Origin of the sequence: Chelatococcus reniformis (genome assembly GCF_014640075.1) — a bacterium.
In the GTDB taxonomy this organism is placed as follows: Bacteria; Pseudomonadota; Alphaproteobacteria; order Rhizobiales; family Beijerinckiaceae; genus Camelimonas; species Camelimonas reniformis.
Map to the genome: position 1 here is coordinate 224974 of NZ_BMGG01000001.1, position 12664 is coordinate 237637.

13 protein-coding genes and 1 tRNA gene are annotated in these 12664 nt (G+C 68.7%); 12 read left to right on the forward strand and 2 right to left on the reverse strand.

Features of this window, described 5'->3' with window-relative positions:
• Positions 1–92: 92 nt before the first annotated feature.
• Genes argJ through mutT form a run of 3 tightly spaced genes read left to right on the forward strand, consistent with a single transcriptional unit; the run spans position 93 to position 2471 of the window.
• Complete coding sequence (gene argJ / locus IEW34_RS01010) at positions 93–1334, forward strand: bifunctional glutamate N-acetyltransferase/amino-acid acetyltransferase ArgJ (RefSeq protein ID WP_188607272.1); 1242 nt, start codon at positions 93–95, stop codon at positions 1332–1334.
• Positions 1331–2065 (forward strand): SIMPL domain-containing protein, encoded by a 735-nt coding sequence (locus IEW34_RS01015; protein WP_188607273.1) that lies wholly within the window; start codon positions 1331–1333, stop codon positions 2063–2065. The genes argJ and IEW34_RS01015 overlap by 4 nt, the downstream gene beginning before the upstream one ends.
• Positions 2066–2072: 7 nt before the next feature.
• Entirely contained in the window at positions 2073–2471 is a 399-nt protein-coding gene (mutT, locus tag IEW34_RS01020) for an 8-oxo-dGTP diphosphatase MutT (RefSeq protein ID WP_188607274.1), read from the forward strand.
• A gap of 49 nt (positions 2472–2520) precedes the next feature.
• Here mutT and IEW34_RS01025 read toward each other — a convergent pair whose 3' ends face one another.
• Positions 2521–2955: an acyl-CoA thioesterase gene (locus IEW34_RS01025; protein WP_188607275.1), complete on the reverse strand. Its 435-nt coding sequence runs from the start codon at positions 2953–2955 to the stop codon at positions 2521–2523.
• 144 nt (positions 2956–3099) lie between these two features.
• Between IEW34_RS01025 and IEW34_RS01030 the strand changes: the two genes are divergently transcribed.
• From IEW34_RS01030 to IEW34_RS01040, 3 genes are all read left to right on the forward strand, one after another.
• Entirely contained in the window at positions 3100–4182 is a 1083-nt protein-coding gene (locus IEW34_RS01030; protein ID WP_188607276.1) for an AbrB family transcriptional regulator, read from the forward strand.
• 171 nt (positions 4183–4353) lie between these two features.
• Positions 4354–4764: a hypothetical protein gene (locus tag IEW34_RS01035; RefSeq protein ID WP_188607277.1), complete on the forward strand. Its 411-nt coding sequence runs from the start codon at positions 4354–4356 to the stop codon at positions 4762–4764.
• Between the two features lie 149 nt (positions 4765–4913).
• A tRNA-Leu gene (locus tag IEW34_RS01040) sits at positions 4914–5000 on the forward strand.
• A 178-nt stretch (positions 5001–5178) separates the two neighbouring features.
• Here the strand turns inward: IEW34_RS01040 and IEW34_RS01045 are convergent.
• Positions 5179–6237, reverse strand: coding sequence for an acyltransferase family protein (locus IEW34_RS01045; protein WP_188607278.1), 1059 nt, complete (start codon positions 6235–6237; stop codon positions 5179–5181).
• A gap of 394 nt (positions 6238–6631) precedes the next feature.
• Here IEW34_RS01045 and IEW34_RS01050 point away from each other — a divergent pair, with 394 nt between their 5' ends.
• The 6 genes from IEW34_RS01050 to hpf all read left to right on the forward strand — a co-directional run bounded on the left by IEW34_RS01050 (position 6632) and on the right by hpf (position 12554).
• Positions 6632–7246: a ribonuclease D gene (locus tag IEW34_RS01050; protein ID WP_188607279.1), complete on the forward strand. Its 615-nt coding sequence runs from the start codon at positions 6632–6634 to the stop codon at positions 7244–7246.
• A gap of 220 nt (positions 7247–7466) precedes the next feature.
• Positions 7467–8222 (forward strand): LPS export ABC transporter periplasmic protein LptC, encoded by a 756-nt coding sequence (gene lptC / locus IEW34_RS01055; protein WP_188607280.1) that lies wholly within the window; start codon positions 7467–7469, stop codon positions 8220–8222.
• Positions 8219–8884 carry an LptA/OstA family protein gene (locus IEW34_RS01060; RefSeq protein WP_188607281.1) on the forward strand — a complete coding sequence of 222 codons (666 nt, stop codon included), beginning with the start codon at positions 8219–8221 and terminating at the stop codon, positions 8882–8884. The genes lptC and IEW34_RS01060 overlap by 4 nt, the downstream gene beginning before the upstream one ends.
• 338 nt (positions 8885–9222) lie before the next feature.
• Entirely contained in the window at positions 9223–10191 is a 969-nt protein-coding gene (lptB, locus tag IEW34_RS01065; protein WP_244641668.1) for an LPS export ABC transporter ATP-binding protein, read from the forward strand.
• Positions 10192–10317: 126 nt separating this feature from the next.
• Positions 10318–11874 (forward strand): RNA polymerase factor sigma-54, encoded by a 1557-nt coding sequence (rpoN, locus tag IEW34_RS01070; protein WP_188607282.1) that lies wholly within the window; start codon positions 10318–10320, stop codon positions 11872–11874.
• Positions 11875–11963: 89 nt separating this feature from the next.
• On the forward strand, positions 11964–12554 hold the full coding sequence (gene hpf / locus IEW34_RS01075) for a ribosome hibernation-promoting factor, HPF/YfiA family (protein ID WP_188607283.1): 591 nt from the start codon (positions 11964–11966) through the stop codon (positions 12552–12554).
• Positions 12555–12664 lie beyond the last annotated feature (110 nt).

The following is a 12664-nucleotide window of genomic DNA, read 5'->3' on the forward strand; positions in this document are numbered from 1 at the left end:
CGGGCGGATCGCACCCCGAGGCTCGCGGTCGACATTCGTCACATCTAGAGAGGGCCGTTGTGGCGTCCGCCACGACGGCGAAGGAGCGCCTGATGCCGCCGAGTGTGTCTCCCCTTGCCCCCAAGACCGTCCCGTCCATGCCGACGGTGCCGGGCGTTCGCTTCGCCACGGCCGAGGCGGGCATCCGCTACGCGGGGCGCACCGATGTCTTGCTGGCGCTGTTCGATCGGGGCACGGGCGTCGCCGGCGTGCTGACGCGATCCAAATGCCCGTCGGCGGCGGTCGACTGGTGCCGGGCCAAGCTGCCGGGCGGCGAGGCGCGGGCGCTCGTGGTCAACTCCGGCAACGCCAATGCCTTCACCGGACTGAAGGGGCGCAAGGCGGTGGAGCTGACGGCCAAGCTCGCAGCCAAGGCCGCCGCCTGCCGGCCGGGCCAGGTCTTCCTCGCCTCGACCGGCGTCATCGGGGAGCCGCTCGATGCGGACAAGTTCGAGGGCGTGCTCGATGCCTGCGCGCAGCGGGCGACAGGCGATCACTGGACCGACGCGGCCCGGGCGATCATGACCACCGACACCTTCCCCAAGGTCGCGACCCGGACGGTCTCGCTAGGCGGCGTCGACGTCGTCATCAACGGCATGGCCAAGGGCGCCGGCATGATCGCCCCCGACATGGCGACGATGCTGTCGTTCGTGGCGACCGACGCGCCGATCGCCTCGCCCGTGCTGCAGTCGCTGCTGAAGAGAGGGACGGACAAGTCGTTCAACTGCGTGACCGTCGACGGCGACACCTCTACCTCGGACACGCTGCTGCTGTTCGCCACCGGTGCCGCCGCCGCGCAGGGCGCGCCGCTCATCGGCACCGCCGGCGACCGGCGCCTGGCGCCCTTCCGCGCGGCGCTCGACGACCTGCTGCTCGACCTCGCCCAACAGGTCGCCCGCGACGGCGAAGGGGCACGCAAGCTCATCACCGTCACGGTCAAGGGCGCCACCACTGAGCGCTCGGCGCGTCGCATCGCCTTCTCGATCGCCAACTCGCCGCTGGTGAAGACCGCGGTCGCCGGCGAGGACGCCAATTGGGGCCGCGTCGTCATGGCCGTCGGCAAGGCCGGCGAGCCGGCCGACCGCGACAAGCTCGCCATCTTCTTTGGCGACATCCGGGTCGCCGCTCAAGGAGCCCGCGACCCCGATTATAACGAGAAGCAAACCTCGGCCTACATGCGGGGGGACGAGGTCACGATCACCGTCGAGCTCGGCCTCGGCCGCGCTTCGGCCACGGTTTGGACATGCGACCTGACCAAGGAGTACGTCACCATCAACGGAGACTACCGGTCATGATCAGGTCAATTCTCACGCCGCCCCTGGCGCTCGCCGGCGCGCTGGTGGCCGCCACGACCGCTGTGGCGCAGGAGCCGGCGCCGCGCGAAAATCGCGTCGTCCGCGTCGAGGGCCACGCCTCCCGCGAGATGGTGCCGGACATGGCGCGCCTGTCGCTCGGCGTGACGTCGCGGGCGCCCAAGCCCGGCGACGCGCTGGCCGCCAATGCCGCCGATGCGCAGAAAGTCATCGACATCGCCAAGCGCAGCGGCATCGAACCCAGGGATATCCAGACCAGCGCGGTCAACCTGACGGAGAACATGCGCAACAAGCGCGATGCGGCGTCCTCGTCGATCACCCAGGAGCCCGACGGTTTCATCGCCACCAACACCGTCACGGTTCGCGTCCGCGACCTCGGCAAGCTCGGCAGCCTGCTCACCGAGGTCGTCGCCGGCGGGGCCAACCGCATCAATGGCCTGAGTTTCGATGTCGCCAGCCGCGACAAGGTCGTCGAGGAGCTGCGCGTGGAGGCGGTGGCCGATGCGCGCAAGACGGCGAACCGCCTGGCGGAGGCAGCCGGTGCCGGCGTCGGCCGCATCATGGTGATCACCTACCCACCGCGCGGCGCGGCGCCTGTGGCCGAGTTCGGCATGATGCGGGCAGCCTCCCCGCGGGCGGCCGTGCCGATCGAGGTCGGCGCCCTGACCATCGCCGCCGACGTGGAGACCGTCTGGTCTTTGCAGCAACCGTGACGGCGCCGTGAAGCTGCTCCTTGTCGTCGCCTGCGCCCTCATCGATGCGGACGGGCGCATCCTCATCGCGCAGCGCCCCGAGGGCAAGCCGATGGCCGGCCTGTGGGAGTTTCCGGGGGGCAAGCTGGAGCCGCCGGAAAGCCCGGAGCAGGCGCTCATCCGCGAGCTCGCCGAGGAGCTCGGCATCACCGTCAGGGAGCCGTGCCTCGCCCCGCTGACCTTCGCAAGCCACGCCTACGCGCAGTTTCACCTGCTGATGCCGCTCTACGTCTGCCGCCGCTGGGAGGGCATCGTGGCCGCGCGCGAGGGCCAGGCCATCAAATGGGTGAAGCCGAACAAGCTCCGCGACTATCCGATGCCCCCGGCCGACGAGCCGCTGATCCCCCATCTGATCGACCTGACCTGAGCGGGGCCCCTCGCCGGCCGGTTGCGGCGCACGGACAGGCTCGCAACGCTCAGATCAGGTGTGCGAGCACGGCACGCGCCGCCTCGGGGATCGGCACGGGGCGGCGGCTCTCGCGATCGACGTAAACGTGCACGAAACGCCCCTGGGCGGCGACCTTGTCGTCGCCCAGGCGGAAGATGCCTAGCGAATAGCGCACCGAGGACGACCCGAGCTGCGTGATGCGCAGGCCGGCCTCCAGGTGCTCGGGATAGGCTACGCTCTCGAAGAAGACGCAGGCCGTCTCGACGACGAGGCCGATCGGACCGCTGCCGGTGACCGACAGCAGGCCGTTCTCGATCAAGTAGGCGTTCACGGCCGTGTCGAAGTAATGATAATAGACCGAGTTGTTGACGTGGCCGTAGGCGTCATTGTCGAGCCAGCGGGTCTGGATCGGCCGAAACAGACGGAAGTCGGCACGGGTCAATCTCGTCTGGCGCTCGGACATGCAATTCGACCCGGTCGTGATATCGGCTGGGCTACATGCGCGATTTCACCGGTTTCGACAATGGGCCAAGGGCTGCGGATTCTGTTCCCCATCGCGTCACATCCGGCGCCGTCCGCCGGCCTCTTGTCGGGCTGACCGGCAACCGTGCGCGCCTGGCCCAGGACCCTGCAGTGGGTCGCGCTCTTCCTTGCGTCCGGCGTCTTCGGCGTTGCACTGCACGCCGCGCAGCTGCCCGCGGCCCTGCTGCTGGGCCCGTTGCTGGGCGCCATCTGCGTCGCGGTCTGCGGCGCCCAGCTGGCGCTGCCGCGGCCGGCCTTCATCGCGGCCCAGGGCATCGTCGGCTGCCTGGTGGCCCGGGCGATCACCGCCTCGATCCTGTGGTCGATCGCCAAGGACTGGCCGGCCATGTTGCTGATCGTGCTGACGACGGTCATCGCCAGCGGCCTGGTCGGCGCCGCCCTGACCAGGCTCGGCACGCTGCCGGGGGCGACCGCGGCCTGGGGCTCGGCCCCCGGCGCCGCATCCGCCATGGTCGCCATGGGCGAGGCGTTCGGCGCCGATCCGCGGCTTGTCGCCTTCATGCAGTACCTGCGCGTCGTCTGCGTCGTGTTCACCGCCTCGCTCGTGTCGCGGCTGCTGCTCGGCGCCGAGCCGGTGGCGCTGGCGCCGTCGCATCCCCATGACGTGGCCCCCTGGACCAGCCAGATCGGGCCCGTCGCGGTCACCCTGCTCATCGCCTGGATCGGCGCCTTCATCGGGGCAAAGGCGCGCATCCCCGCCGGCGGCATGCTGGTGCCGATGGTCGTTGGCGGCGCCCTGCACATCGCCGAGCTGGTGCCGCTGACGCTGCCGCAACCCCTGCTGGCCTGCGCCTATGCCGCCATCGGCTGGTATATCGGCCTGCGCTTCACGCCGAAGGTTCTGCTCCATGCGATCCGCGCCATGCCGCAGCTCCTGCTCGCCACCTTCGCGCTCATCGCCCTTTGCGGCGGCTCCGCCGTCGTGCTCCATCTCATGCTCGGAACGGACCCGCTCACCGCTTTCCTGGCGACCACGCCGGGCGGGCTCGACGCCGTCGCCATCATCGCCGTCGGCACCCACGCGGACGTGCCTCTGGTCCTCGCGGCACAGACCCTGCGGCTGCTGGCCGTGATCGTCACCGGGCCGCCCCTGGCGCGCCTCATCGCCCGGTTGAGCCGGCCGGCGGCCACCGATCCGGCGGTCTGACCACCGCCCGGCGACGGAGGCACGGCGCGCCGCCGCAGGGTGCGCGACAGCACCGAAGTCCTGCTCGCGCCATGCCAGCTTTCCCTAGCCGGTCGTGTTTCGGCCCGATTCGGAGCGAACCATCGATCCACATTCGCGTTGGTCGATAAAGCGATGCACGGAGTGGAACAGATGACATTCTCGACCTTGAAGTTGGCTTTGGGCACGGCGTTGGCGGCCGGCGCCCTGACATTCGGCACCGTGGCAGCGCCGACGCCGGCCGAGGCCCGCCCGGGTTGGCACGGCGGCGGCGGTTGGCATGGCGGCGGCTGGCGCGGTGGCCCCCGCTACGGGGGGTGGCGTGGCGGGCCGCGCTATGGGGCCTGGCGCGGCGGCTACGGGCGCTACGGCTACGGCTACGGCTATCGCCGGCCCGGCTGGGGCTACGCGGCCGGCGGGCTCGCGCTCGGCGCTCTGGCGGCCGGCGCGGTCGCGGCGAGCGCATCGCCGGCCTATTACGGCTACGGCTGCACCTTGCAGCCCCGCCAGGTCGTCGATCAGTGGGGCCGGGTGTACGTGCAGAACGTGCGCGTCTGCTACTGAGCGGCGGTCGGCTCCCTGGGCGGCGGCTCCGGAACGTGGGGCAGCCGCCACGGGTTTCCACAGGCGCGTGACCGTTCGCGCGCCCAGCCGAGAATTGCCGTTGACAGGAGGGGGAGGCGCCCTTAAACGGGCCCCCTGCTCCTAAGCAGGCCCAGGTGGCGGAATTGGTAGACGCGCTGGTTTCAGGTACCAGTCTTGTAACAGAGGTGAAGGTTCGAGTCCTTTCCTGGGCACCATGGCACCCTACCAGTGCCTTATCCGCTGAACGGTCCACCGGGCCATCGCTTCCTCTCCTCGATCCACTCTTCCGCAAGCTCAGCAGCACGCCGGCCAACGCCAGCGGGCAACGATGATCCCCGCCTCGAGCACTGCCTTCGAGCTGCGGCGAGTCCGCGCGAAAGGGCGATGCGCCGGCTACTCCGCCGCCGGCGAGCCGAGCGGTGAGGACGCCAACCCCGGCGACGGGCGGCGTGCCCGGCCCGGCTTGAACCGCAGGCAGGGCTGTTCGATCAGATACCACGACAGCGTGGCCGGCACCGCTGCCAGCGTCATTGACAGCAGAACCATGGCCCACGGCCCGACCTGGTTTCCGGAGAGCTGGTTGATCGTCTGTTGGATGGGGAAGCTGTAGAGGAAGAGGCCGTAGGAGATGTCCAATCCCTTCGGCAAGACCGGCAGGCGCGGTCCGACCCCGAACGCCAGTATCGCGTAGGGCAACACTCCAATCAGCAGCAGTTCCTTGACCGGCGCGCTGGTCTCCACCATCGCGACCGCCATCAGCATGGCAAAGCCCGCATAGATGTTGAGGATCCGCGCGCCGAGCACGGCGATGACCATGCCGACGATGAAATAGGGCATCAGGCCGAGGGCATTGTTCGCATCGGTGGCATACACCACCCACACCGTAGCGGGCGGCGACACGCGAACGCGCCAGACGACGAAGAGCGCGAACAGCAGCGCCGCGGCGACGAACACGCGCGGCCGCCGGCTCAGGGCAAGCAGCAGCGGCGGCGCCACCAGATACATGGCGAATTCGACCGGCAGGCTCCACAGGTTGCCGTTGACGGCGCTGGGGTAGGTGTTGCCCGTGAACACCTCAGGTAGGGAAAAATTGATATAGAGCAGTATGTTATAGAGATAGTGCCAAGTCAGCGGATGGCGGACGTAGTCGGCGGCGGACAGCGCGGTCAACGCCGGGCCGAGCACGAAGGCGGAGAGGGCGACGACGGCGATCAGGGCCGGGAAAATGCGCAGCGCCCGCCGCTCCAGATAGCGCGCCGGATTGGGGTCCCGCAGCCAGCTCAGCGCGATCAGGTAACCGCTGATCGAGAAGAAGATCTTGACGCCGATCGTCGACACGGCGTTGGCCGCGAAGCCGGGCGCCATGGCCCCTGCCAGGATGAAACCGTGCCCATAGACCACGAGCGCCGCGCCAAACAGCCGCAGCAGCTCGAAATTGTTGTCGCGAGCCAATCAGGCGCCCCCGTCTTCTGCTCGCTATGGCTTGTGGCGCGCCTCTGTCGATGGACGTGCGTCGCGAGTCAGCATCGTCATGTCATCGCGCCCCTATTCACGCCCACACGAGCCCTGTGGCGGTCTTCGCATCACGCTGTATGGCCAAGGTGAAGCTTCCAGCACCTGACCTATACGGCGGCTAATCGGCCGCAATGTGTCCCTGTTGTTATCGTTTGGTCAACCATGGCCGGCGAAATCTCGACGTCCGCTAAGCATCGAGCTGGCGCAGCTCGGCTTCCAGGACGACGCCGAGCACCTACGACGGCGCGGTTTGCACCGGGGCCAGAATCGTGCAAGCGACGGGGAGGCGGGCGCATGGCGCGCCCGCTCAGCCTGAGCGAAGCAGCAGCCCATGACGATCCGTCTTCATCGGGGCGACCTGCCGGCCGACATCGCGTTCGGAGCGGCGGTCGCCATCGACACCGAGACCCTCGGCCTCAATCCCCTGCGTGACCGGCTGTGCGTGGTGCAGTTGTCCGCCGGCGACGGCAATGCCGAGGTGGTGCAGATCCTGCGCGGCGCCCCGCCGCCCATCAACCTGCTGCGCGTGCTGGCCGACCCCGGCGTGCTCAAGATCTTCCACTACGCCCGCTTCGACCTCGGCGTCCTGCGCCATGCCTTCGGCATCGTGCCGACGCCGGTCTACTGCACCAAGATCGCCTCGCGCCTGACGCGCACCTACACCGACCGGCACGGCCTGAAGGATCTCACCCGGGAGATCCTGGGGATCGACCTGTCCAAGCAGCAACAGTCCTCCGACTGGGGGGCCGACCAACTGAGCGAGGCGCAGGTGGCGTACGCCGCATCCGACGTGCTGCACCTGCATGCGCTGAAGGCCAGGCTGGACGAGATGCTCGCGCGCGAAGGCCGGACGGCACTCGCCGAGGCCTGCTTCGGATTTCTGCCTGCCCGCGCCGAGCTCGACCTGCACGGCTGGCAGGAGCAGGATATCTTCGCACACAGCTGAGCTGCCGACGGGCCGCCGTTGCATTCAGGCCGTCCGTCCCCATCTGCAAGCGGGCCGGCGACGCACCATGCTGCGTGTCGTGCTACCATTGATTCACCAGCATGCCGCTAAAGTGCCCCGATTACCCCTGCAGGTTGGGGGCGTTCAAAAATGCGCCGCAGCATGTAAGAATGCCGGAGCGTGAGCTGGCGGCGACGCAGATGGAGACGCGGAACGACAGATGAGCGAGAGCACGTGGGCCCCCGATAGCGATCCCGCCTGGGAGCCGCCGCGCGGCACCGGCGGCCGCCGGGCGAGGCCCGATGCCTATAGGGCGGCAGCACATCATTCGGGCTACGTCCGCCTGCTGCGGCGCGTTATTCCGATCGGCGCAGCCGTTGCGGTGGTACTGCTGATCATCGCCAGCGCGTTCAACCCCTTCGGCGGGCTGAAAGGCATCACCATGGGCCCGATCTCGATGACCGGGACCAAAGTGACCATGGAGCAGCCCAAGCTCACCGGCTTTCGTAAGGACAACAAGCCCTACGAGGTCACCGCCGTCGCCGCCGCCCAGGACGTTCGCAAGCCCAATGTGGTCGAGTTGCAGCAGATCAAGGCGCGGCTCGGCATGGACACCGACAATTCCGCCCACCTGGAGGCCGACACCGGCGTCTACGACATGAAGGCCGAACAGCTTCAGCTCGCCGGGGCCATCAAGGTGAAGACCGATTCCGGCTATCGCGCCGTGCTCAGTTCGGCCCAGGTCGACTTCAAGGGCGGCGGCGTGGTCACCCACGAGCCGGTCAAGATCACACTCAACGACGGCAGCACCGTCGACGCCAACTCCATGGACCTGCGCGACAACGGCAAGCGCATCGCCTTCGAGGGCCAGGTGCGCACGGTGCTGTTCATGAATGATGCGGACAAGCCGAAGGACCACGCCGAGCCTGGCGGCCACGCGCCGGCGGCCGCTGCGGGTGCGGGAGAGGCCAAATGATCGCGCGTTCCCTCGCGACCCTTGCGATCGCCGTCACCCTGGCCCTGGCCGGCGCGGCGGCGATGGCCCAGGGGGGTAAGCCGGCCAAGGCCGGCGCGGCGTCCGGCCCGCCGCTGGGCGGCCTGGGCGGCCTGGGCAACAGCAGCAAGGAGCCGATCAAGATCGACTCCGATCGGCTCGACGTCTTCGATAAGGACAAGAAGGCGGTCTTCTCCGGCAATGTCGTGGCGGTGCAGGGCGAGACCACCATGCGCTGCTCGAGCTTGACCGTATTCTACGAGCAGAGCGCCGCGTCCCAGCAGGGCGGCAAGCCTGCCGCGCCCGCGGCGCCCAAGCCGGCTGCCGCCGGCGCCGACAACGGCGTGCGCCGGCTGGACTGCGCCGGCCCGGTGACGGTCATCTCCAAGGACCAGATCGCCACCGCCGACAGCGCCAGCTACGACAAGACGGCCAACAAGGTCGTTCTTCACGGCAACGCCAAGCTGAGCCAGGGGCCCAACGTCACCACCGGCGACAGCGTCGTCTACGACCTGAACACCAGCCAGGCGACGGTCGTCAACAAGCCGGGCGAGCGCGTGAGGGCGCTGTTGGTGCCGGGCAGCGACCAGCAACAGCCCGGCCAGCCCAAGGCCAAGAGCGGCAAGAGCGCTGCGACCAACTAAGGGGGCGGCGCAGTGGCAGTGAAGCGGGGCGAAAGTGGAGCGGCGGGGCTGCTCCCGGCTTCGCCCCCGCCGACCCGGGGGTTGCAACCTCCCTGCGGAGCAGCAGGAGCATGTCCCGATCGAAGCGGCTCGACCGCTCGGCCGCACGCGCTCCGCTGCCCCGAGTCCGGCGTCACGGCGCCCGGCCGGCGACCGGAGCCGGCTGCCTTGCAGGCCCGATGGCAGTCGTTTAAGCACCGACCGGAACACGGGGGTGGGGGCGAAGGCATAACGCGAGCACGGCCCAGGTGAAAAGCCCACTCTTGTCCAGGCGGCAGGGCCGCCTATCACAGCACGACATGACCGCCGGCGGCCGCAACGGCCCGGATGTCGACTATATCCCCGAGGTGGACGACACCCCGGGGGTCGACGCGGCGACGTACGCGTTCGAGCCGGTCGACCCGGAGCCGCAGGCGCGCCCACGCCCGCCCCTGCTTCGCCGGCTCGCGCAAGGGGTACAGCGGAGACGGCCCGCGCGCCGCGCTGCACCTGATGGGTCCGCGCCGGAGGAGGATGGGCCAGCCGAGGCAGGTCACTTCGGCGCCGCCGGCCTCCTCGCGGTGCACGGCCTGCAGAAGAGCTACGGCGGCCGCATGGTGGTGAAGGAGGCCGCGCTCAACGTGCGCAACGGCGAAGCGGTCGGCCTGCTCGGCCCCAACGGCGCCGGCAAGACGACGATCTTCTACATGATCACCGGACTGGTGGCCGCCGATCGCGGCATCATCAGCCTGGATGGCCACGATATCACCCGTCTGCCCATGTACCGACGCGCGCGCCTGGGCATCGGCTATCTGCCGCAGGAGGCGTCGATCTTCCGCGGCCTCAACGTCGAGGACAACATCCGCGCGGTGCTGGAGGTGACGCAGCCCGACCGCAAGGAGCGCGAGCGCGAGCTCGACCAGTTGCTGGAGGAATTCCACATCGCGCGGCTGCGCAAGGCGCCATCGATCGCTCTGTCGGGCGGCGAGCGCCGGCGCTGCGAAATCGCGCGGGCGCTCGCCGGCAGGCCGTCGTTCATGCTGCTCGACGAGCCGTTCGCCGGCATCGACCCGATCGCCGTCGGCGACATCCAGGATCTCGTCCGCCAGCTGACCCGGCGCGGCATCGGCGTGCTCATCACCGACCACAACGTCCGCGAGACGCTCGGACTCGTGGACCGCGCCTACATCATTCACTCCGGACAGGTGCTGATGGAAGGCCGCGCCGAGGACGTGATCGCCAATCCGGACGTGCGGCGGCTCTACCTGGGCGAGGACTTCCGCCTTTAGGCCGCCCGCGCAGGCCGGCGCCCGGGCTTTTGACGCAACGCACAAAGGCGGCTACAACACCAAACAAGGGTATAAGCAAATCCTGTGCCGAGCAGCACAGACCCCTTGGGGCGTGGGTTCAAGAGTATGGCGCTTTCGCACCGCATGGAGGTTCGCCAGGCCCAAAGCCTGGTCATGACGCCACAGCTGCTGCAGGCGATCAAGCTTCTGCAGCTGTCGCACCTGGAACTCGCCTCCTACGTCGATGCGGAGCTGGAGCGCAACCCGTTCCTCGAGCGCAACGACGGTGACACGCCCGCCGAGACGCCGCCGGGAGCAGAGCCGCAAGCCGCCGAAGCTGTGCCCGAGACGGCGGAGAGCTGGTACTCGCAGGACCTCGAGGTCAGTCGCGACAGCATGGAGGCCAAGCTCGGTACGGGGCTGGAGAACGTCTTCGAAGACGACGGACCGGTGCGCGCGAGCGCGGGCGCCGCGGCGGAGGACGGCCTGTCCGTCTCTACTCCACTGTGGAGCGGCGCCCAGGGCGGCGGCAGCTTCGAGGGCGGCGAGAGCGATACCATGGCCACCCTGTCGGCCGAGGTGGACTTGCACAGCCACCTGATGCGCCAGCTCGAACTGATCACCACCGATCAGCGCCAGCGCCTGATCGGCAGCTTCCTGATCGATGCCATCGACGAGGCCGGCTACCTGGAGGAGGACCTGGTCGGGCTCGCCGAGCGCCTGGCGATCCCGCTCGCCGCAGCGGAGGAGGTGCTGAACCTGGTGCAGGGGCTCGAACCCGCCGGCGTCGGCGCCCGCACGCTCGCCGAATGCCTCGCCTTGCAGCTCAAGGAGCAGAACCGGCTGGACCCGGCCATGCAGGCCCTGCTCGAGCGGCTCGACCTGGTCGCCAGGCGCGACCTGGCGGCGTTGAAGCGGCTGTGCGGCGTCGACGACGAGGATCTCGCCGACATGCTGGTTGAGATCAAGCGGCTCGATCCCAAGCCCGGCCGCGCCTTCGGCGCCGCACCGGTCGAGACCCTGGTGCCGGACGTCTTCGTGCGTGCCGCACTCGACGGCAGCTGGCTCATCGAGCTCAATACCGACACGCTGCCGCGCGTGCTCGTCAATCAGGTCTATTACGCCAAGGTGGCGCGTGCGGCAAAGAGCGACACGGACAAGAGCTTCCTGTCGGACTCGCTCCAGAGCGCCAATTGGCTCACACGCAGCCTGGAGCAACGGGCCAAGACAATCCTGAAGGTGGCGAGCGAGATCGTCCGGCAGCAGGATGGCTTTTTCGCCCGTGGGGTGGCCTACCTGCGGCCGCTCAACCTCAAGACCATCGCCGACGCCATCGGCATGCACGAATCGACGGTGTCGCGGGTGACATCGAACAAGTCCATCGGCACCAGCCGCGGCACGTTCGAGATGAAATATTTCTTCTCGGCCTCGATCGCCTCGACGCCGGGCGGCGAGGCCCATTCGGCGGAGGCGGTACGCCACCGCATCCGGCGGATGATCGAGACAGAACGAGCTTCAGACGTGCTCTCCGACGACGCCATTGTCCGCAAGCTGCGTGACGACGGCATCGACATCGCCCGGCGCACCGTCGCCAAGTACCGCGAATCGCTCCGCATCCCCTCCTCCGTCGAGCGGCGCCGGGAGAAGCTGGAAGCCATGGGGACGGCGGCCGCGTCGCGTTGACTTAGCCCACCCCCGTTCCTACGATTCCTACGGTGGCTATCCACGCAAATGTGTGCATCTGCACGCATTTTCGCGCAGGGGAGGAGAGCATGACGCTACGGGTGTCTGGAAAGAACATGGACATCGGCGAAGCCCTGCGCGGTCAGATCGAGAGCCGCGTCAACGCTGCCGTCGACAAATACTTCGACGGCAGCGTGACCGGCCATGTCACCATCACGCGCGATGGCAGCGGCTACCGCTCGGACTGCGGTCTGCATCTGTCCTCCGGCATGACGCTGGAGGCCTCCGGCACCGCGCATGACCCCACGGTGAGCTTCGACCAGATGGCCGAGCGCATCGAGAAGCGCCTGCGCCGCTACAACGGGCGGCTGAAGGGGCGCAGCCCGGCTACCCATGGGAACAATGGCGCCGACGCGCTCGCCAGCGTCTCGGCCACGGTCTTCGAGGCGCCCGGGGAGGATATCGACGATGATGCGGAGTACCATCCGGTCGTCGTCGCCGAAATGTCCAAGCCGCTCTATCCGCTGTCGGTGAGCGAAGCGGTGATGCGGCTCGATATGACGGGCGCGCCGATCCTCGTGTTTCGCCACGCTGGCACTTCGCGCGTGAACGTCGTATATCGGCGCAATGACGGGACCATCGGATGGATCGATCCACCGACGGTCGACCGCGATAGTTGAACATGGCCGGCGCGTCGAGACATCGTCGCGGACATGCTTCGCCTAATGGTAAAAATGGAACGCCGGCAGCCGAGAGCGCGGCGTTCCGGGGTCTGACGGAATGCCGACGG

Coding starts and splice junctions, on each gene's coding strand:
- IEW34_RS01060 (WP_188607281.1), top strand. CDS start 8,219: ATGATCGCGCGTTCCCTCGCGACCCTTGCGATCGCCGTCACCCTGGCC.
- lptB (WP_244641668.1), top strand. CDS start 9,223: ATGACCGCCGGCGGCCGCAACGGCCCGGATGTCGACTATATCCCCGAG.
- IEW34_RS01025 (WP_188607275.1), bottom strand. CDS start 2,955: ATGTCCGAGCGCCAGACGAGATTGACCCGTGCCGACTTCCGTCTGTTT.
- IEW34_RS01035 (WP_188607277.1), top strand. CDS start 4,354: ATGACATTCTCGACCTTGAAGTTGGCTTTGGGCACGGCGTTGGCGGCC.
- IEW34_RS01015 (WP_188607273.1), top strand. CDS start 1,331: ATGATCAGGTCAATTCTCACGCCGCCCCTGGCGCTCGCCGGCGCGCTG.
- IEW34_RS01050 (WP_188607279.1), top strand. CDS start 6,632: ATGACGATCCGTCTTCATCGGGGCGACCTGCCGGCCGACATCGCGTTC.
- lptC (WP_188607280.1), top strand. CDS start 7,467: ATGAGCGAGAGCACGTGGGCCCCCGATAGCGATCCCGCCTGGGAGCCG.
- argJ (WP_188607272.1), top strand. CDS start 93: ATGCCGCCGAGTGTGTCTCCCCTTGCCCCCAAGACCGTCCCGTCCATG.
- hpf (WP_188607283.1), top strand. CDS start 11,964: ATGACGCTACGGGTGTCTGGAAAGAACATGGACATCGGCGAAGCCCTG.
- rpoN (WP_188607282.1), top strand. CDS start 10,318: ATGGCGCTTTCGCACCGCATGGAGGTTCGCCAGGCCCAAAGCCTGGTC.